Source organism: Enterobacter sp. EGD-HP1, assembly GCF_000733275.2.
Classification (GTDB): domain Bacteria; phylum Pseudomonadota; class Gammaproteobacteria; order Enterobacterales; family Enterobacteriaceae; genus Enterobacter.
The window spans coordinates 23,198-43,845 of the sequence record NZ_AVOP01000008.1 but is presented as its reverse complement, the minus strand read 5'-3'; the positions used below and the strand labels follow the sequence as shown (position 1 = coordinate 43,845).

At 44.2% G+C, this 20,648-nt stretch carries 16 protein-coding genes and 2 pseudogenes; 9 read left to right on the top strand and 9 right to left on the bottom strand.

The annotated features are described in order from the left end of the window. The first annotated feature begins 488 nt into the window (after window positions 1-488). From N037_RS07600 to N037_RS07570, 7 genes are all read left to right on the top strand, one after another. Entirely contained in the window at window positions 489-1,049 is a 561-nt protein-coding gene (locus N037_RS07600; RefSeq protein ID WP_032640042.1) for a fimbrial protein, read from the top strand. A 48-nt stretch (window positions 1,050-1,097) separates the two neighbouring features. Next, window positions 1,098-1,802 carry a fimbrial biogenesis chaperone gene (locus N037_RS07595; RefSeq protein WP_032640041.1) on the top strand — a complete coding sequence of 235 codons (705 nt, stop codon included), beginning with the start codon at window positions 1,098-1,100 and terminating at the stop codon, window positions 1,800-1,802. Next, on the top strand, window positions 1,768-4,338 hold the full coding sequence (locus N037_RS07590; RefSeq protein WP_231686675.1) for a fimbria/pilus outer membrane usher protein: 2,571 nt from the start codon (window positions 1,768-1,770) through the stop codon (window positions 4,336-4,338). Before N037_RS07595 ends, N037_RS07590 begins: the two co-directional genes overlap by 35 nt. Beyond that, window positions 4,335-5,666: a fimbrial protein gene (locus N037_RS07585; protein ID WP_032640039.1), complete on the top strand. Its 1,332-nt coding sequence runs from the start codon at window positions 4,335-4,337 to the stop codon at window positions 5,664-5,666. Before N037_RS07590 ends, N037_RS07585 begins: the two co-directional genes overlap by 4 nt. After that, entirely contained in the window at window positions 5,663-6,361 is a 699-nt protein-coding gene (locus N037_RS07580) for a fimbrial biogenesis chaperone (RefSeq protein WP_049000243.1), read from the top strand. The genes N037_RS07585 and N037_RS07580 overlap by 4 nt, the downstream gene beginning before the upstream one ends. 159 nt (window positions 6,362-6,520) lie before the next feature. Continuing rightward, window positions 6,521-7,942 carry an EAL domain-containing protein gene (locus N037_RS07575; protein WP_050511224.1) on the top strand — a complete coding sequence of 474 codons (1,422 nt, stop codon included), beginning with the start codon at window positions 6,521-6,523 and terminating at the stop codon, window positions 7,940-7,942. Window positions 7,943-7,944: 2 nt separating this feature from the next. Beyond that, window positions 7,945-8,862: a MarR family transcriptional regulator gene (locus N037_RS07570; RefSeq protein WP_032640038.1), complete on the top strand. Its 918-nt coding sequence runs from the start codon at window positions 7,945-7,947 to the stop codon at window positions 8,860-8,862. A 1,024-nt stretch (window positions 8,863-9,886) separates the two neighbouring features. Here N037_RS07570 and N037_RS07565 read toward each other — a convergent pair. Then, the gene (locus tag N037_RS07565) at window positions 9,887-10,876 is read right to left on the bottom strand and encodes a tyrosine-type recombinase/integrase (RefSeq protein ID WP_032640036.1); all 990 of its coding nucleotides are present in this window, start codon (window positions 10,874-10,876) and stop codon (window positions 9,887-9,889) included. A 493-nt stretch (window positions 10,877-11,369) separates the two neighbouring features. Between N037_RS07565 and N037_RS07560 the strand changes: the two genes are divergently transcribed. After that, window positions 11,370-14,657, top strand: a complete 3,288-nt coding sequence (locus tag N037_RS07560) for a P-loop NTPase fold protein (protein ID WP_032640033.1) — start codon at window positions 11,370-11,372, stop codon at window positions 14,655-14,657. 216 nt (window positions 14,658-14,873) lie between these two features. Here the strand turns inward: N037_RS07560 and N037_RS25165 are convergent. From N037_RS25165 to N037_RS07530, 7 genes and pseudogenes are all read right to left on the bottom strand, one after another. After that, window positions 14,874-15,097: pseudogene (locus N037_RS25165) on the bottom strand (ISNCY family transposase); the annotation flags it as partial. A 194-nt stretch (window positions 15,098-15,291) separates the two neighbouring features. Beyond that, window positions 15,292-15,777: a GNAT family N-acetyltransferase gene (locus N037_RS07555; protein ID WP_032640032.1), complete on the bottom strand. Its 486-nt coding sequence runs from the start codon at window positions 15,775-15,777 to the stop codon at window positions 15,292-15,294. Beyond that, window positions 15,765-16,031 carry a type II toxin-antitoxin system TacA family antitoxin gene (locus tag N037_RS07550; protein WP_032640030.1) on the bottom strand — a complete coding sequence of 89 codons (267 nt, stop codon included), beginning with the start codon at window positions 16,029-16,031 and terminating at the stop codon, window positions 15,765-15,767. Before N037_RS07550 ends, N037_RS07555 begins: the two co-directional genes overlap by 13 nt. 330 nt (window positions 16,032-16,361) lie before the next feature. Beyond that, window positions 16,362-16,868 carry a polyketide cyclase gene (locus N037_RS07545; protein WP_032640028.1) on the bottom strand — a complete coding sequence of 169 codons (507 nt, stop codon included), beginning with the start codon at window positions 16,866-16,868 and terminating at the stop codon, window positions 16,362-16,364. A 133-nt stretch (window positions 16,869-17,001) separates the two neighbouring features. Next, window positions 17,002-17,910 carry a LysR family transcriptional regulator gene (locus tag N037_RS07540; RefSeq protein WP_032640026.1) on the bottom strand — a complete coding sequence of 303 codons (909 nt, stop codon included), beginning with the start codon at window positions 17,908-17,910 and terminating at the stop codon, window positions 17,002-17,004. A gap of 201 nt (window positions 17,911-18,111) precedes the next feature. Further along, window positions 18,112-18,712, bottom strand: a pseudogene (locus tag N037_RS07535) (helix-turn-helix domain-containing protein); the annotation flags it as partial. A 79-nt stretch (window positions 18,713-18,791) separates the two neighbouring features. Beyond that, entirely contained in the window at window positions 18,792-19,127 is a 336-nt protein-coding gene (locus N037_RS07530; RefSeq protein WP_032640024.1) for a hypothetical protein, read from the bottom strand. A gap of 336 nt (window positions 19,128-19,463) precedes the next feature. On the opposite strand from N037_RS07530, the gene N037_RS07525 reads away from it, so the two are divergent. Next, window positions 19,464-20,177, top strand: a complete 714-nt coding sequence (locus tag N037_RS07525; RefSeq protein ID WP_050511223.1) for a biotin--[acetyl-CoA-carboxylase] ligase — start codon at window positions 19,464-19,466, stop codon at window positions 20,175-20,177. Window positions 20,178-20,238: 61 nt separating this feature from the next. Here N037_RS07525 and N037_RS07520 read toward each other — a convergent pair whose 3' ends face one another. Continuing rightward, on the bottom strand, window positions 20,239-20,622 hold the full coding sequence (locus N037_RS07520; RefSeq protein ID WP_032640018.1) for a VOC family protein: 384 nt from the start codon (window positions 20,620-20,622) through the stop codon (window positions 20,239-20,241). Between the last annotated feature and the right edge of the window lie 26 nt (window positions 20,623-20,648).

The following is a 20,648-nucleotide window of genomic DNA, read 5'->3' as shown; positions in this document are numbered from 1 at the left end:
ACGCTCCTCCTATGCTCAAACTATAGGGCAGGATCGTCTACCGGGGCGGGGTCAGTCCAGATAATACAAAAACATTCAGCCATTGCTGTAAAGCCGAATATTAACTTGAATGATAGTCATTATCTTTATTTGGCAGGGAGTCCTTTTTCCATAATTAGTATAACCACCAAATATGGTAGTTTACTTATTATTTAGATCATTTTTTTAACAAATTATCAATAAAAAAACAAAAAACCTACACAAATATTTTTTCTTGTGTAAGTATATATAATATAACCCTTAGTTATCAAGAGGTTAAGCTGATCTGAAAAAAATGAACAATTTTGTGTGCATAATTGACATAAATTAAACCAGTGCGCATACTCTATTCAAAGCAGAATGATTTGCTTCACATGAAACTCTTAAGTAGACATTTTCTTTTGAGTCTTAATCCTAGTAAATTAGTCTTATATTCAGGAATCCGTGAAATTCATCAATAGGACATTGCCATGAAAATTACACTGAATAAATATTTACCATTAGCCGTTATTTCACTCATTCCGTTTGCTTCAGAAGCGGCACCTACAGTCACTTTCCAGGGGGAAGTTACTGAGCAAACCTGTACAGTGGATATTAACGGAACCACAAATGCTGTCGTTCTTTTACCAACTGTATCAGTCAAGGACTTCGGTGCGACACTTGCCGCAAGTCAAACTGCAGGATTAACACCATTCAAAGTTACCGTGAGTGGTTGCACTGCCGGATCATCTGATACTGCGCTTAAAACTAACTTCCTCGGATATAACGTTGACACAACCTATGGCGTGCTGGGGAACACTCTCACAGGTGCAAATGCCGCGACAGGGTTTGGTATTCAGTTGCTCAACGGGGGGACCAGTGGAAGTACTGCGATTGCGCTTAATGGTGTAACCGGCGTTACAGGACTGGTACTACCGGCTGGAGAAAATACTGCGAGCTACGAGTTCGGCGCGCAATATTTTTCACTGGGAAGCGCGGGCACTCCCGGTAAAATTACCTCTGTTGCAGAATACAGCATCAGTTACCTTTGATGACATCACTGGCTGCATTTCGGTGCAGCCAGCTTAAGCAGGTGGTATATGAAAATCAGGCCAATAATTCTTTTTTTTGCAGCGTTTGGCATGATGGCGGGCGCAAATGCAAACGTTGTAATGACCGGTACTCGAGTGATCGTGCCATTCAACAATAAAGAGAAAACTGTTCAGTTGAAAAACCCTGATAGTCAGCCTTATGTTGTTCAGATGCAGATTACGGATGATAAAGGTAAACCTGATTCTCATTCACCTTTTATTATTGTACCACCTGTATTTCGAATGGAGAGAGAAACAGGACAATCTGTGAGGTTAATTACGAAAGATACGAGTCGCTTACCTCAGAACAGAGAATCGATTTTTTATCTTAGTTTCACACAATTGCCTATGGTCACACCTGAGCAGAAAAGCCAGAACCAGTTAGTTCTTGCCATCACTAACAGGGTGAAAATTTTCTACAGGCCAGCAGGTCTGGGCGGAGAAGCGGAAGATGCGTATGACAAAATGGAATTCTCAGCATCTGGAAGCGAATTACGGGTTAAAAACCCAACGGGTTACTTTATTAATGTCAGAAGTGCTGAACTGAAGTCAGGCAGCCGTTATATATCACTGGCCAAGAGCGTAATGTTAGATCCTGATTCACAGGTTAAATGGTCTCTTCCGGATGGAATACATTCACTGAGAGGGACGACAATCAAACTGATAATGGTGAATGACTATGGAGCGGATGTCATTAAGGAAAGACACTTGTAAAGTGCCTCAAGAGGTTACTAAGTTATCTTTACTAAGCATAACGCTCTTAATCGTAAATCTTTCAGTGATATCTTTCTCTGCCACAGCATCTGATGAGGTAAGCTCAGAAGAATATATTTTTGATGCTGAGCTATTTAAAGGTACTAACTTCGATCAATCTGTTCTTGAGTCTCTTAAGAACCCTAACGCGATAGCTGCGGGTGAATATAAACTTGATGTTTATATCAACAATGAATTGTTAGGAAATTACACAGTCCCTTATATTACGCATGACAATAGTGTGTTGCCGTGCCTGCCAAAGAATCTGATATCTGATATCGGACTCAAAGAGAATTTGACGGTCTCAAAAAATACAAAAAGTTGTCTCATTACCTCCGACATTTCAACAGCAATTGTTGCCCGGACAAACCTTTCTGAACTGAAACTAAACGTCTCAGTACCTCAGGCAATGTTGCTCAGCAGACCAAAGGATTACGTCAATCCCGATAAATTCCAGACAGGGAACAACGTGGGTTTCCTGAACTATGTATCTAACTATTATCACGTGTCCTACTCAGATTCTCGTGGCAGCAACCTGGATTCTTTGTGGCTTTCCTTAAACGGAGGCATCAATATTGCCTCATGGCAATACCGGCAGATTAGCAACCTTAACTGGAATAAAGAGACGGGATATCAGTGGAATAACGTACGCCAGTACGTACAGCGTCCGCTGCCAGCCTTCAACACTCAGCTGATGGCTGGCCAGCTGATTACCAACGGTAAGTTCTTTTCTGGCATGAGCTATAACGGATTAAACCTCTCATCCGCTGAAGAGATGCTTCCTCAGTCGCAAAGAGGTTACGCCCCGCTGATTAAAGGTATCGCGTCAAGTAATGCGAAAGTGACCATACGTCAGAATGGCCAGGATATCTATCAGACAACCGTCCCACCAGGCGCATTTGAAATCAATGACCTTTATCCTACTGGTGGTAATGGTGACTTGACTGTTGTTATTACCGAAGCTGATGGCACGATAAAAACCTTTTCCGTCCCCTTCTCAGCTTTACCTGAGTCAATACGTCCCGGCATGTCGAAATATAACTTAGCGCTCGGAAGAGTACGCGATACGGATGTGACTACCGAATTTGGTGATTTTATCTACCAGAGAGGGATAACTAATGCGCTGACTGCAAACGGTGGGTTACGCATGGCAAAAAATTACACGGCTTATGTTTTTGGCGGTGTCCATGCCAGCAGAATCGGGGCAATTGGTGCAGATGCAACTTACTCCACGGCGAAACTGAGTGACGACAGGACCAGTCAGGGATGGATGAGTCATTTGTCATGGAGCAAAACCTTCAGTGCTACCGGTACAAACCTGTCACTTGCCAGCTACAGATACTCTACTGCCGGCTATCGCGATCTGCTTTCAGTACTAGGTGACAGGAACAGAATATATACAGGCAATGAATGGTTAAATTATACCAGCGGTCAACGCGAAAGATGGGACCTGACGCTGAGCCAGACGCTCGGTGATTTTGGTACATCATATATTAATGCCGCCACTCAGTCCTATCGTGACGGCCGGTCGCGGGACACGCAATACCAGCTGGGTTTCAGCAAAATGCTTGGTCGGAACATCAGTATGAACGTGGCTTTAACAAGACAACGCGTCGGAACCTATAACGATCGTGGCCATGTTGAAAATGCTGCAGCTGTTTCATTCTCTATACCGCTATTCTCAGACAGCCCGCGTCCCGTGAGTTTCAGTACATCCTATAACCACAGCAACAGTGGGGGGGATCAATATCAGGCAAGTGCTTCAGGTATGGCAGATGACAATCAGACAACCAGCTACAGCATTACCGCCATTCGGGATCAAAAGTACCAGCAGAACGTATTCAGCGGCAGTTTACAGCGGAGATTGCCAAAGGCGTCGCTGGCTGCAAGCGCTTCGAAAGGACAGGGATACTGGCAAACTTCGGCCAACGCGCAGGGGGCGTTAGCCGTACATGCGGGTGGTGTGACTTTTGGCCCTTATCTGGGTGATACCTTTGCAATTGTCGAGGCAAAAGGTGCCGAGGGGGCCCGTATATTCAGCTCTGACCAGACGGTTATCGACAATAATGGTTATGCATTAATTCCGGCACTAACGCCGTACCGTTATAACAATATTTCTCTTGATCCCAAAGGCATGCAGGGACATGCAGAAATCATAGACAGCCAGAAAAGAGTTGTTCCTGTCGCCGGTGCTGCTGTTAACGTCAGTTTTAAAACGCGGACAGGGACAGCCCTGCTGATTACGGTTACTTCCCGGGAGGGGAATATCCTACCGATGGGGACGCAAGTCTACGATCAACAAGGCGAGGCGATCGGAATTACGGGGCAGGGAGGCCAGGTCTATGTCAGGGTGCCAGATACCAGCGGTGAGCTTCTGGCTGAATGGGGTAACGGTAAAAAATGTTACATACCGTACACTCTCAGCGAAGATGAGATAAACGCAGAGATAGTGAACCTCAGCGCAACATGCAGCAACCGGCAGGGAGGTGTTTCATGAAGAGAATTGACAGGATGATACGTACACTTTTAGTTTTGCTTCTTTCTCTGAGCGCTTTCGGGAGCTGGGCAACCTGTAAGAGCACAGGTGCGTCACAGACGGAAGATAACAGGACGGCACTGATACCTTTTGGTCGCATCAATTTAACGGATACCTACTTTCAGCCAGTTCGTACCCTGCTGGGGTCAATTACCGTGCCACCGACAAACTACACCTTTGGTGGTGCAACGGCGTCGACCATTCTATGGACATGTGATTTAACAGATTTGCCGAATATTTATTTTCTTGCGGCAACGAATGGTGATGACAGGGTCGGTGGATACTGGGATCTAGGAGCACAGGACGGCATACCGGATGTGTATGCAACGTACTTCGCTTATGTCGGTATAAAACAGACAATGAGTGGCGTAACGCTGACCCGTTACTGGGCCAAAGTTCCGGTTACGACCTATGCCACTAACGCATCTAACTCAGCCAAGATAGATATTCGTCTGCAGGACGTACCTGCTCTTCAGGCGGAATTATATCGCATCAGTACTATTCCTCCCGGGAGTGGTTCTGGTTCAGCCTATTGTGGAAGGGGTACATCCGGCGTTGTCACAGGAACACCGACCGGCGTCAATTATTCATGCATACAGCCGAATTCCTATATTCAGCTGGTCGGCCCTGGCCTTACCCATGACAACATAGGCGAAGACAGTAACACTAACTACCGTTTCTGGGGAGTTGATAACGGATTTGGTTATGGCATGAGGTCTGTCAACACGCTTTACAACTCACCAAGCTGTGTCGCCAGAAGTGCTACACCAGTGGTGCTTCTGCCAACGATTTCAGTAAGTGATTTAAATAAGGGGCTGACCAGCACAGCGGGTTTTAATGTAACGGTTGAATGCAGTAATTCAGTTACCTCAGGTACAACCGCGAATTCCGGCCAGACCGCAATAGGATTCCAGGTATCAAGCGGGGCATTTACAGCAGCCAAGGGTCTTGGACTGGTAAACAGCAGCAATGGCGTCAGTTTACTGCTGTCTGATAACTATCAGGCGACGGGAATGGCAAAAGGCGTGGGGATCGCAATCTCATACAGCAGTGCGCCGGGTACAGCACTAACTCTCATTGGCGAGCAGGGCATGGATATTCTTAACCATTCGGGCAATGCAGCGGGTTGGTATCCTGTACTGAATAATGCGACACCGGTTGGCAGTTCCAGTAGCGGATATACCAATTACAGCTATAACTTCACCGCCACGCTCAAAAAAATAGATGGCCAGACAGTTGTAGCCGGCAAAGTTAAATCCACTGCGACGGTAATGGTGCAGGTACAATGAATAAAATCATAATCAGTTTGATGCTTTGGATGTTAGTATCTCCCGTTCACTCTGGCGTAATGCCATCTCAGTCAAGAGTCATTTTCAATGCCTCTGACAGGATGCAGAGCCTGATGCTGGTAAATACCAATTCTTACCCGGTAGTTGTGCAGACCTGGGCCGATAATGGAGAAGGCGATCCAGATGTGAAGAACATTCCCTTTATCATCCTTCCTCCGGTATTCAGACTTGAAACGGGTGATGTCAGAGGCATTCGTATAGTAAAAAATGAGACATCACTGGCTCAGGACCGGGAGTCACTTTTTTGGCTGAATATTTATGAAATGCCGCCCGATACAAGAATGGATAAAGAAAACAGTGTTCTTGTTACCATGAACACGCAAATTAAAATTATTTACAGACCTGCGCTAGTCACCACTACCCCGGCTGAAAGTTTGGCGAAGTTACGATGTGCACTGCAGATAAAAGGATTACTGAAATGCAGTAATCATTCAGCTAACTATCTGTCTATTTCAAGTATCAGCTATTTGGATAAGGAAAATAGAGTACATTCTGTAAAAAATGGAATGTTAACATTCCCGCCACATGCAGAAGTCAGCATACATGAGAATTCCATGGTAGATTCGCCAGCCAGACTTATATTCACACTTATTGGGGACGGAGGCGAACTAACGGACATATCGGTTAATATGTGAGCCAGATAAAAAAACAGACGATGCTGACATAAAGTCCCATATAAAATGGACACAAAAAAAACCAATTAGTGCTACGAATTTAATTGTGCCGGAAAGCTTCATTGACTTATATTTACATATAACGTCATCGTTGAATCTTGAAATGGCGGAGAAACTAAAATGGATGTCAGCATTGTTATTTCGGAATGTGCTTTTTTCAAAAATGGCATTAGAGAATATTTCAACATTAGAAGTGAAGGTTCGACTGAAGTTGAGCCAAAAGATGCATGGCTGCCTGAAGCGGCGGTCGTTCATTTGCCCAGGCATGAACCTAGCTTTCTTTCGACTCTAAATGAGATAATTAAAGTCTTAAATGAAAGTGAAAATAGGATTACCGTAGTATTTGTGACAAATGCGTCTGCATTGCTTATCGCTAAAACATTAACCGCTAATGTAAAAAAGAAGATACTCAGACGTATTGATTTTATCATTGCACCTGTCAGTTGTACCATGGAGAACGTGGATAAACTTCTAAAAAGGGGAAGCACAATACATACCTGTTTAATGTGTAATGCATTTCTTGAAAATGTAATGGGCAAAATGACGTCCAAAGGCATGAGCAGTCGCGAATTACAGGTACTGATTAATGTTTATCGTGGCAAAGATATGAGATCACAGGCATCTGAAACAGGGCTAAGTATTAAATCACTATACAACTACAGGTTGACTGGCATGAAAAAATTTAAACGCTTGGGAATAGAAACGCTGGCCACAGATCAAACATCCGGGATCATTTGTGACAGGCATTTTAATTGCTTATCAGAAAATGAAAGACGTTTTGTAAATGCTGTTGCAGCAGATGATATTTTTATGGTTTTTCAGCCAATAGTTAACCACAATCTCAGACTGCAGGGTTTTGAGCTGCTGGTCAGATGGGTCGAAGATACTGCCATAAAATATCCTGGTGATTTTCTTCCAGGATTGCGCAGTAAGTACCCCTGGATGGTACTTACTGCATTTGCGCTCCGCCATGCTATAAAAATGATAAAAAGGTATCAGGGGCGGTATTATTTCTCTGTGAACCTCCCTAACCAGTTGATTCATGAGCAGGGGTTAGTGAATATGCTCGCCGCTGCTCGCTCGTCGTTGACTAATCAGACCTGTAAAAGTCTGGTTCTCGAAATTAATGAAAAGACTTCCTTCGAACATCACCCTGAAGTAATTGATAATATCAACTCAATACAGAACATGGGCTATCGTGTATTTCTTGATGATTGTTTTTCAGCTAAAAGTGCATTTTTCCCTGTCAGAGATGTTAAGTTTGATGGATATAAAATAGATATTTCAGCAGTGAATGACTCTCTGCACGACTTCGATTGTCTAGCATTAATACAGTCTCTCCAGCATTATTGTTCTTTAACCAACAGAAAATGTATCGCGGAAGGCATTGATAGAATTGAAAAAATAAATTGCTTACGTCATCTTTCTGTACTGGACTTTCAGGGAGCATTAATCAGCAAACCACTCAAAGAGGAGGCTATGGACCAGTTTATTCAGGAGAGTAATGAATTTTTAAAACCCGGCATATCTTTAGCAGGTTAATTATGTCAGCTGAATTAATAAAACAAGCCATTATATCTAATGCGGCCACGATAAGAAATCGTGAAACTTTTTTCAATGCTATAGAAAAATTTTATGAAAATGATAAAGCGCTATTGAAGTTACAGCCTGCATTCTTTAAGCACATACTCAATGAAAGTAGATTCAATATCATACTGATGACTTGCTGCTTTATTTTTAGTGGCAGCATTAAATCTATTAAAGATATAAAAAATTACTGTGAGATTAATTCTATATCCAGTCAGAACAGTATTATAGCTGTCATTTCACTGCTTAAGGCATCAGGACGCATAGATACAGAAAGAGATTCTGATGACAGGAGAAACGTAAAACTGGTAATAACGCAAAAGGGATTGAAAGACCTCAAGAGTTATATATATACGGTTATCGCACCGTTAAAAGATTTACATCCTGAATATAATTTCAATATGGAGGCTATTGCGTCTAGATCTTTTCTGCAGGATTTTTTTTATGGTGTATCTGTTCCTTTATTGAAAGGTGTTACATATAAACAGATAAACACTAAAATTAATTATTATATTGATAAAGATGGCGGCCGTTCTCTGTTGCTGTATTTGTATATGAAATCAGCTTTTAATAATATGCAGATTAACAGCACAATCAACCAACTTGCGTTCGAGATTAGTGTTTCAAGAACGCAGGTTCTGCGATTAGTTAATAGCTTGGAAAAAGATGGATACATTAAAGATATAAGTAAAAAAGACATCACAGTAAACCAGAACTTAATAGATTTAGTAGAAGACTATATGTCTATATATTTTTCATATATAGAGTACTATCTTTTTAGCTCAGCAGATTTAAGGCGTATATTAATAGAGGAAAATACGAACTCTGGGACAAACACAGTGTATAATAACCTCTATTATTTAAGGAAGGCTTAAAGGTAATTAATCTCGGCAAGCCTGATGTTTTTTGCTTTGTTCAGGAATTTATATGTAACAGATTGAATTAATCCACTTTTTTCCTTTAACTTCAATGAGGTGAGAAGTTCATTAGAGGGAGGGTAATCTATTGATGAAGATATTTTTATATTTTTAATAAAACAGCTAACATTTAGTTTTTCATTAATTACTACACTCTGGCACGTATCTGTCACTATGTTTCCTTCAAACTCGACTCGTGAGGATTTCCCTGCGTATGCAGCCAAAGGGATAGATAGGATTGTTATAATTATCAGTAAATTATATAGCCTTAATAATGTTTTTATATAAACCTCGATAAGCAGGATTGGCAGGAACGCCGTTGTTCGGAGGACTTGATGAACTGAAACGATATAAGAATAGTATCATCCAAATCTGAAAATAGTCAAAATACAAAATAAACAGATTTCGTTTAGTTTAGTAGCGTAATTAATTGTCATTACTAATTTTTACGGTTCAAATGCCTATTAAACCTCACTACCATGAAGCTTTATAAACTTTTAAAACTAAATTAACAAAGCAATTCATTGCCTTATCAATTTGATATTTTTCTACCGTTATGTAGCGGGATTTCAACAGGATTTAATGGCGGGTAAACTGTTGGTCTGAATCGAGATGCTCAGACGATGACTATAACTCGAAGCAGTGTTTTTTATTAAAGCAGCTGGGTTAGTAATTCGTGTCAGGAATACAATACGACGTCTTCAGCAACACACGAGAGAAAGCCGAATACTTGTTAGGTTAAGCAAACCAGGATCGTGAGGAGAAACCCTCGTACCCATTTGAGGAAAGAGCTTGAATGAAGGCAAAAAGATCGCCGGTCACCCTGCAGGTCCAAACCATCCCGGCTCAGAATGGGAAACAGGGCAACCGGCAGACCTACGTTAACGAAAGTTCCGCTGTGGCACCATTCCAGAAATCGCGCAGTCTGCGGGCACCCTTATCTTATGTCCTGTAAGCTTAATCGCTTAACATGTTGTTAAGTTCATATCAGATCCAAGCGGTCACGAGCTGTGCGCAGGCGCGCCTCGCCGCGGCGATCATACTGCTGGGTGGTGGTGACGCTGGCGTGGCCCATCGCATCCTTTACCGTGATTAAATCCTCGCCGTTATCCAGCATGGCGGTGGCAAAGGTTCTCCTTAAATCGTGCGGCGCGCATTTCGCTATCCCGGCCTGGCGCTGGCGTACCTGCAGAACATGGTAAACCGCCTGATCGGTGAGACGGTCGTCCGTCAGGGTGTCAAAGCGGCGGATTCGGGTGAACAGTGGCCCGTCTTTTTCTCCCCGAACTTCATCAACCCACTTCTGCACCCGCTGCCAGGTACCGGCCGGCATGTAGGCCAGCCGCTCCTTGTTTCCCTTACCCAGCACAAGAAGCGCTCGCTCATTTGTGACAACGTCACGCAAATCCAACCCAACGGCCTCCGATCGTCGCAGACCGCAACCGAGAATGACGGCCAGCATCGCCGCATCGCGGATGCCGATACTGGAATCATCGGCCTCACAGGCAGCAAACAGCGCACGGACCTCCTCCGGCGGCAGGGCACGGCCGCGCGGGAGACGGCTGCCGCGCAGGTTACGCACCGCCCGGATGTGCTGAAAACTCTCGACGTCCATCAGTCGGAGCATCCAGGCTTCCTTAGCCACGCCCTTGAGCGCCGACAGGTAGGTGTTAACGGTGGCCGTGGCCCGGCCGGTATCGCGCAGCAGTTCAGTCACGGCCATCACGTGATGGCGACGCAGGCTGCCCCAGCTGCAGGCATCGAGGGACGTGGCGCCGAGCATACCGGCAACTATGCTGAGGAACGAGGCCATAGTCTGCCGACTGCGGGGGGAATTGAGGGAAAGCAGGTAGGCCCGGGCTGGACTGACCGAAGCGTTCTCACCAGACAGCGCCGGCAGAAATTCCTCACCGGGTGGAATGACGGCTGCGGGCAGACTCAGCTCCGGTTCGTCGTCGGGTATCAGGATCATGTCGGGCTCCGTCCGGGCCGGAAAGGGATCGGCGCGCTGAGTGAAAAATCTGGGTAAATGATACCACCAGAGCGTACCGTAGAAAGTCTACTTTTTCAAACGTACATTTTAATAAGTAGAAGTGACAATCGTAATCTGACATGACGTGACCGAATCATATAGCTCATATTACGTGTCAAGAAAAAATAGAATCAGGGCATTCTTAAAACCAAAAAGTTGAAGTAAACTGATGTGAGTAAAGCAGTGATTTCAAATCAAATAAAATGGATATAAGAATGAATAAATCATTGAACTGTTCCCATACGCTACTAAGCGCAGTAAAGCGTACAAATAAACCAGTTTCAATTGTTGTTGCCTCTCACTTCCACTCATGCAGTAAATTCTTCAGTAACATTCCCAGGCATGACATTATGATTAAAAGTTAAGAGAGTCTTACCATTGATACGTTGTTGACACTATTCACTAGCCCACGTTAGGGCACAAAGGAGAGCACATGCCCCTTATTTTGCAGAAGGAACATCCGGCAGATACTGATTTGTTCAGAGGTAAAGCCCATAAAAAAGTGGCACTGAAGATGACCAGGGTAATAAAAACATCAGAAATCAATATTCTTGGTCTTGAAGGGGAATTAGGTTCGGGAAAGTCGACGATAATTAAGTTACTTAAGAAGTATCTTTCGAATAATTATACCTTTATTGAATTTGACGCAGAACGATATCATCATGGTAATACTAAAAAGGCTTTGATTGAGGTTATACACCAGGGGATCCAAGCACGAGATGGAGTAGATAAAAATTCACTGGAGACGCTCAAAAACAAAGCGCTTGGGAATATCGTTGAGTATGAAAAAAAAGTCAGCAGCCGGCTCAGTTGGTGGACAGTTTCATTCGTTTTATTTTCGTTACTCGCTGTCCAGATGGCAAGATATCTACTTATTGACCTTAACAGTTACCTCGTCAGCGGCAAGGTTACGTCATGGTGGGTAGTCGCTCTGGAACTTTCAGCATTGCTTTCACCTGTGTTGCTTTTAGGGGCTCTCTGGGTTAAAAGTTCTGCTAAAAATAAAAAACTTGGGAAGCCGGAAAATATAACAACAGTTGGTGATTTATTTAAACAAAACAGCGTGGATACAATTGCGGAAAAATGGCTTGTCAGCAGAGAAATTGGCACCATTGAATTAACCAAGGCCCTCTCTGGATTCACAGAAAGACCGACTGTTCCTGCTGAAGCTCAGTTTATTCTTATTATTGATAACCTCGATCGGATAAGTTCGGAAAAGGTCAAAGAGCTGTGGAGCGACATGGAGCTCATTGCGGGAACCACGCATAAGCAGTTCCGCATTATTGTGCCTTATTCGGCGCGACAGGTAGCTCAATCACTCCAGCTTGAGGGACACAGCGGACGGGAGTTCATTGCCAAGCGAATTCCTGTGACGTTTACTGTCCCGCCTCTAATCACAGCAGGATGGCAGGATGCCTTCCGCCAAATGTGGAAGCAGACCGTGTGCGAAAATGATGAGACCTCCTGCACGGAGTCCATTCAGCTGCTGGAGCGCTGGCGCCCGTCGGAATATCCCCGTATAACACCAAGACTTCTCAAGAAACTGGTCAACGATATTCATATTCTCGATCTGACGGTTCCGGCAGGGGAGCCACTACGGCACGTGTTGCTGGCGCTGTATATCCTTGTAGTTCGGTATTCTGATCAGATGGTAACAAGCCTACTTCGGATCCCGGCGCGTAATGAAAACTCGCCCCCAAACAATCCTGACGAGGACAAAATGTATGCGACGCATGCACAGCTCAGCAGGATATTCAACCATGACACACAACGTTGGAGCGAGTTTTTAATGAGCATTCACTTCCAGGCCAGCAGCAAACTGGCCAGGACGGAGCTCTTTGACACGCCTCTTACCGAAGCGGTTCAAAACCATGACGCTGATTCGCTCGAAAAGCTGGCGTGCATGTATGGATTCTCTCACGCATGGCAGCGCTGTGCTGGACGCTTCAATATGTACGACTGGATGGAAACTGTCATAAAACTATCAGACGATATATTAACCAGAATCAGGGAGGAACTAACCGGTGCCGTTGATAGGCTCAACGCGTCATATGCTTTGTCAGAGCGGGAAGATTTTCGTGAATCGTTCAGCCGAAGCCTCAAATTCTTAAAAGAAAAAGGTTACCTTGGTACCGAAGATTTCTTGGTCAGGCAGAAAAATTACGTCCTCGCAGAATTGAATAAACTGCAGCAAAGGCCAGACAATGGCGACGTTTACGTCACGGACCTTCTTAAGGAGGCAAACATTTATTCTGCAATATTTAATGGAAACTTGTTAAACCTGTTAGAGAATGACGTAAGTGGAAAGTTTTACTGTGCGTTTTTATTAGATGAAATAAATAATCTATCCAACCTAACTATAAGCACTATTTCTCTCTCGGAAGCAGAACAGGAAAATATGCTTCGCCACTTATTGCAAACTGAATCGCACGGTATTTTCAATCCTGACGTCATCCGCTTCTTCGGATTGTCAAGCAAGCCAATTGAAAATATAGTCGAAAACAAAGATGGGAACTTACCTGAAAATATAGTTAGCAAATTGGGATTACTCCGCAATTCTGGCAACAATGAGAATATAGATGATCTCCGGTATGTTATTTTCAACCCTGAGTGGTATGACACCCAAATAACCTCCAGCTTAAAAAAACAGATTGTTATTAGCGAAAATTATCCTGAAGAATACGCTGCTCACATGGTCGCACATCTGGTAGCAACAGAAAATTATTCGGAAATACCGGATTACGGTGAGGGTTATGAAAATGATGAAAATTACATTAAATATCTTTCTTTTTATTTCCGCTATATGCAGAGTTTCAGTGCCGTAATGGATGCTCTGAATGACACTCAGTCGTCACCCTATGTAAAAGAAGCCATTAAGTCTTTGTTCATTAATAATCACTTAAATTATATAGACACAGTAGATTATGTTAATATCTATTACCCGTTACTAAAGTCTGAATTAAGTGAAGTGGATTACATGAGTCCAATTATTGACCGCGAAGATGACTTGCTCAGCGGTATAAATGAAAAAAATATAGCACAAATAAGCCATGAATTTCTGGAGGACATTTTTTCTAGTAGTCATTTCAAAAAATTCAAAGCAAAACTATACACAATCATTAAGGATATCCTTTCTAGTAAGGAGCAGCTCTATAGTGCCTTTAAAGCGATAGAAAGAAATAGGATACTTATCCTGCGTAGTATGGAGTCATCTGGGAATTACTTACACATGGCCACAGGTATCAACCTCTTTGCGAACTGGTATCGGACTATTGATGCAGCACAGCTGAAAACTAACAACAACGTAAGATTAATATGGTCATGTCTCGTTGATGAGCAGCGCTCTGAAATACTTAAAGAGCTCCACGATGTTCTTATGGAAGTGGACACGCTTAAAGAAAAGAGGATAAAAGTAATTCACGATTTTCATGATGTTATCAAGTTTTCTGAACCGGAAGGGAAAGCTTCACGACGAGCAATTGCAGCACTGTTCAGTATTGCTTCAAGTGATGAGATATTGCGTTCGTGGCTTAACGCACAGCATTTTACTTTCAGCGCTTGGCCAAAGGCTGAAGCTGAGACCGTGAGCCAAGCCATTAATGAAAATCAGGTGGAATTCCCTGAGATTATCCGCCGTTCTTCATTCATCAAAAAACGCCTTCCCGTGCTGGCGCTGGAACAGGATGATGCAAATGCAGAGGAAAATAAAGATGATGCTTGAGGCTTATTCATTACATTAATACCATGTATTTTGGTAACAGTAGAGCGCTATAGATCTTGATGCGTGAATTCAACACAGATGTTAGGAAGTCTCGTTGGAGACAGCATTTAAATTCTTTGCTAATAAATAAGGCCGCAACACGGCCTTATCTTTTCTGCTATTGGATCAACTATATTTGTCGCTCACTAGTTGAAGTGTCGTGGTCAATTTGACCGTCCGCTCTATGCCAAAAGCGGATATTACTAATCCCTGAGGCAATTTGGTGTTACTGGATTTACCACGGCGGCTTGATAGCTAAGCGGACCATCTTCGCGATAACGCGCCGCAAGCAGACAGCAGCACTGATGGTCGGAGATACCAAGCCGCTGAGCTGCCATCTGTGTTGTCAGACGCCTCTCGAAAACGTCCTAAATGATCTTGAGTCGGTTAGCTTCATCCAAACTGCGTGTGCCGTCATCAGTTCCCCTCGATGGTGAATCTACGTGACGGACATCTTAAGTTACCCCAAAACGGACATTCCAACTTTGCTGTTACAATTTTAGTGCGTATAACAAAGATTATGTTAAATGTAGTCAATATGTGATTAAATATCAATAATTTATCACCATCCACATCCCTTTTCTTGCCAATGAATCTATTGCGGAAGCTTGAGGAACAGAGTCCGTTCCTGAGTTTTCGATGCCTTAAAGCCATGGTGAAGATAAAAGCTTTTGGCTTCTTCAGTCAGTGCATGAACCATAATCGCACGGACTCCAATATTATCAGCTGCACGGTAACAGCGCAGAACTGCATCATGCAGTAAATCGGCCCCGAGCCCTTGACCACGGAATGAAAAATCGACTGCCAGGCGAGCAAGTATGATTACGGGAATTGGATCTGGCATATTGCGCCTGAGGCTTCCCGTTGCTTCCACGTGGTTAACGCTGCCGGTGGCCAAGGAGTAAAAACCGACAACCTGTTTAGTGTCTGTTTTACAAACGACGAACGTTCGTGCTGCACCAAGAGCCTGGTTTTTTAATCCTCTCTGTTTAAGCCAGTCATCAAGTACAACCTCACCACTGACGAACTCTGCTAGTTGATGGGTGCTGGATAACGGTTCTGGTGCTGTTACAGGTCCCACTGAGGTTTCCTTGCCAGGAGTTTATTGATGGCAGCGTCATCCGCGACTGGCGCATCGAGCATATCGATAAACTCAGCATACTGCTCATCGTTAAAATTGAATACGCGACGATCGAGGATCACATTCTCAGCAGCCTGGCACGCCATTTCAAGGATAAAGTCCGTGCGTGATTTATGAAGGATTTCTGCAGCAGCATCGATAAGTGCTCTTTGAGACTCCTTGGCTCTGAGGTTGAGCTGGACATCTGATTTCATGAGTGTGCTCCTTGTATAGCAATTGCTTTACAAGCATATCACAATGATATTGTATAGCAAACGCTATACACTCGCACCAAAAGGTACCTGTAATCCCTCTGCTCCTATTAAACGCTTTTTCTCTTCCCTATAGTCCCACGACGAACCACACACCGACAGGCGAATGCGCCCAATGGAGAGGCGTGTCCTGAGCATCAAGATCTGCGTTTTAGCCTCCAGTAAAGGGGATTACATGATTTACATGTAATCAATTGCAATAGCAAACGGGAAAATATTCTTGAGGCTACGGGGAAGTGCAGCCTCAGTGATATGGCTGTGGAAAGCGGTTTATTATTTCTTTGCTGCTCGAATCAGGCCGTCAAGCCATTCCTGATGACCATTAAGCATTGGGTTCGGACGGGTATTTGCCAGATCTTTTGCGGGGACACCGTTCTGTGTTTCCTGCGTTAAGATACGGATCCTGTGACCGGAAAGGTCCTCCAGTAGCCATGCATGATGGACATCGAGTCGTTGAGCGGTATCTTTTTCACCGGCCCATCCGTGCCATGCCAGACGAGCAGGTTTACCTTCAGCGGGTGGAACAAACTCCACAACCTGTGCTTCAACTGGGAAACCAAACGTGCTGAAGTAGAAGCGAACACCATTTTCCAGTTCTGGACCTTTGTTGTCATAAAAGCGCACATCGGCGGAATTTTTATAGTATTCCGGCCATAGCAATGGCTGACTCAGGAGCGGCCAGACATCATTGACGTTAAGACCTGAGATGATCATTTCATTAGAAACAAAGTTATCGGTAAAACCGGGAACAAAGCCTTCTGGCCAGTTAATCGCGTTCATAAATTTCTCCATTTGCTAAAGTTGAGTGCACTACGTTTGTCGTTACGGCAGTAACGTGATGACAGTGATTATTGGCACAATGGAGTTATAAGGCGAATTGTAATTCATTATCTTCTTAATAAGATAAATTATATCAGGGCGCGGTAGGTTGACTTACTTCTGCGCATAAAGCACGAATCCACTGATGACTTGGATCACGATGGGTTCGCTCATGCCAGGCCATGCTCTTGGTAAAGCCGGGAACTTTCAGGGGCAAAGGGAGAATGATGAGATCGTTGTTAGCCAGGACCATGCGGTGAGGTACAACAGCAATCATATCAGTCACTCGCAATATATCAGGAATCACCTGAAAACTATTAACTGACATCCCTACTCTTCGTGTCAGACTGAGCTTAGCCAGTGCTTCATCTGTAACACCCGTGAAGTTTCCGTCCGAAGACACCAGAATATGCTCCTGCTTGCAAAATTGTTCGAGCGTCATTTTTGAACTCGCAGCCAGAGGATGATGACGTCGTGCTACGCAGACATAATGTTCTTCATAGAGCGCTCTTCCATGCAGGTCTTCGGGGGTTGTTTGCGGTGTTACCAAAGCCAGATCAACTTCACCCCGAGACAACTGCTGATACATTCGCTCATTGTCCACGGACCGCACGGCGATTTTAATATACGGTGCACGTTGTTTCAGCTCAGACATCAACGGAACGACAACAGCCTTAAGTGCATAGTCCGTTGCGACGATGGTATAAGTCAGTTCCACCGTCATGGGATCAAATTTATTTGGTTTCAGCAGGATAGCGATATCGGTGAGGATTTTTTTTACCGGCGCAGAAAGTTCATTGGCCCGCATAGTGGGGACCATACCGTGGCTGGTGCGAACAAAGAGTGGATCGTCAAAGTAATCACGCAAGCGAAAAAGCATACCACTGACGGCAGGCTGCGTCAGGGAGAGGCGCTGTGCAGCCCGAGTAACGCTTCTCTCATCCAGTAATGCATCAAGGGCCTTAAGAAGGTTAAGGTCGAGGGTTCTGATATCATTTTTCATAATGAACTAGCCTGAAAGATATTAAAATTTTAATTCAGGCTAAATGCTCGGGAAAAGGTTGTCTAGAAAGTTTCCGAGAGTTTTCCTTTGGGGTGAACTTCCATTCCTGATGGTAAGCCTTTTACGGATAAGTCCGCTCTTCGCTCACAATAGAGCTTCAGCTCCGTTACACGTCCGCTCAGTGCCAGAAGCGAAGCGGGACGGTACGCCATGATCATTAAGGTAACCCCTAAGAGTTTCCATGTAAGCCAGGTTTGTTTCTGTGGGAACGAATAGCAGCACCATCTGAGCGCTGATAGCATCATCGATAAAAACTATCAGTGTGCATTTGGGCCCCCTGCCCTCAAATCAGTAATGAGGCGGGATCAATTCACCGTAGGATGGACGTCGCATGCGGCGTTGATTTATTCGGGCATGTTTACGACGGCGTTCACACCATATTCCCTCCTTTACCATCCACTTTATGAGAATTTCCACAAATGAAGACAAGCCGTGTATCTCGCGTAATTTCGCACAGGCAAGAGTTGGTCAAGAACCAGCGTAGCTGGTCTTTGAGGAGTGATATTACCGTCGTTCTAAATGCGGGAGTAAAAGCGTTATTTGGACGCTTTCCACGTCTGCGAAATATAAGACCAACAGGACCTTCATTTCTGTATTGATGCAACAGGCGTTTAAACTAACGGATTGAGACCCCAATACGTACCGCGGCTTGTTCCTGGGTGATGTGACGGCTGACTGGCTCCTGAATACTCTGAAGCCTGTCGAGTTCCTTATGGCTCATTGTAACTGTCTCTTTGATCATGAAATTTCCCCCAGAAATCTCCTGGGGACATTTTAGAATGGTTCAAAGGGAAAATTACAGCTTGACGTTAACACGGTACTTACAATCGTTGTCTCTCGCTCATGATAGCGAGACACTGCTGTGGGTCCTCCCTTAAAGCATTTTTTTCCTGGATACTAAGCTCCTTCCAGGTATTGAACATTTTTTCACCGAGCTCAGGAATATAGTGATACTGACGGAGTGCATATTCAGAATTCCCTGCTTCCACAAGTTTCTCCATGTCACGCAAGAACATTTCCTGATCGTTATGATCAATGGTACAGAAGACCGAGCGGTAGTAGCTTTCCTCTTCTGCAGAGTAGTGAGGTTGAAGCCAAAATACGACAGCACCGGCCATAGCAACGATAGGTAGAGTGAAATATAATTTCTTTAACATTGAGGTATTGTGTTAGTAAAAACAGAGGAGAATTATAACCACTATGCAATGCTAATGTAACGACAACGACAACCATAAATCATAACTGATTAGGTTTTTTAACCCCCTCTCCCCAGCAGCAGAAATCTTAGTAGGTTGTTAAATACTGGCTTACTCCTTTTGATGAAGCAAAGTTGCGCGCAAAGTATTCATTTTCAGAGAGTAAACATTCTCACCCCATGCTCCCCAATCCCCCTAGGAACTGATGACCTTTGTTACCAGTCATGTCGCCTATGTTTCTCTGTTCAGGTGAGTTTGTTAGGATTGGCGACCTGGTAATTATCGGAACAGATGAGAATGACAGAGCTGATAACAATTGACTCGGTTGACAGTACTAATAATGAAGCGAGACGGATCGTCCAGCATACCGGGAAAGTGAGTTTCGCGCTTTCCGCACGCGAGCAGACTGCCGGTAAAGGGCGATACAACCGCAAATGGATTTCGGCACCAGGGAACATTGCGGTCACAATTGTTGTTCCTCTTCCGGATGACAGGACATCACTACCTACGCTTTCTCTCGTCGCAGGGATAGCCATACATGATGCGCTTTCTCTTATTATTCGTGATGCTGACGTGCAGATAAAATGGCCGAACGATATCTTGATAAATGGAGCAAAAGTTAGTGGAACACTGATTGAAGCCGATCCAAGAGCCATTTATGTAGGCATCGGCATTAACATGACTGCCGATAATCTGGGTCTGGAAAACATAGCTGCGGGACTTGCTGGCTTCACGGATAAAGATGCTCAGGATGTCCTCCATAGCCTGTTACATCGCTGGGATGACTATTTTTCTCTCTGGAAAACTTATGGATTCAGCGTGCTGCGGAGTTGCTATGAAGGGAGAATGAAAGGGCTTAATCAAATGACTGAGATTTCTCTTGATGCAGGAAAAACGCAGATAGTTTCCGGTATCTGTAGGGGCACTGATACGGAAGGCCGGATACTGCTTGAAACCCCAGATGGTGTGGTGAAGGCGTGGAATTACGGAGACGTATTGTTCCATAACTGATTCTGTTGGGTAGGCCTGACAATGACTGACCAGTTCCAGAAAACAGGACTGCAACGCTCGCTTAGCCGTTAAGGTAAACAGACAGTTCAATGAGGTTGAGATCCGGATCGCGAAGATAAACGGACTCAATCTCCCCGCTGGCACCAGTTCTTCTTACAGGCCCTTCTTCAATCTTAACATCGTGAGCATTGAGGTGGGCAATCAGTTCTGCAATTGTTCCATGAACAATAAAGCATAAATCCAGCGAACCGGGCACCGGCAGATGCGCCTTGGGCTCTATTTCCCGCCCGTATTCATGGATATTGATTTTCTGTTGACCAAATCTCAGTGCTGTCCTGCACGCTCCGAATCGAACAACTACCATCCCGAGTACGTCTGAGTAGAAATCGACACAACCCTGCATATCGCGGGTTGTGAGAACAAAATGGTCTAAATGAGAAATCATACTGATAAGCCTTTCGTTTGTTCAAA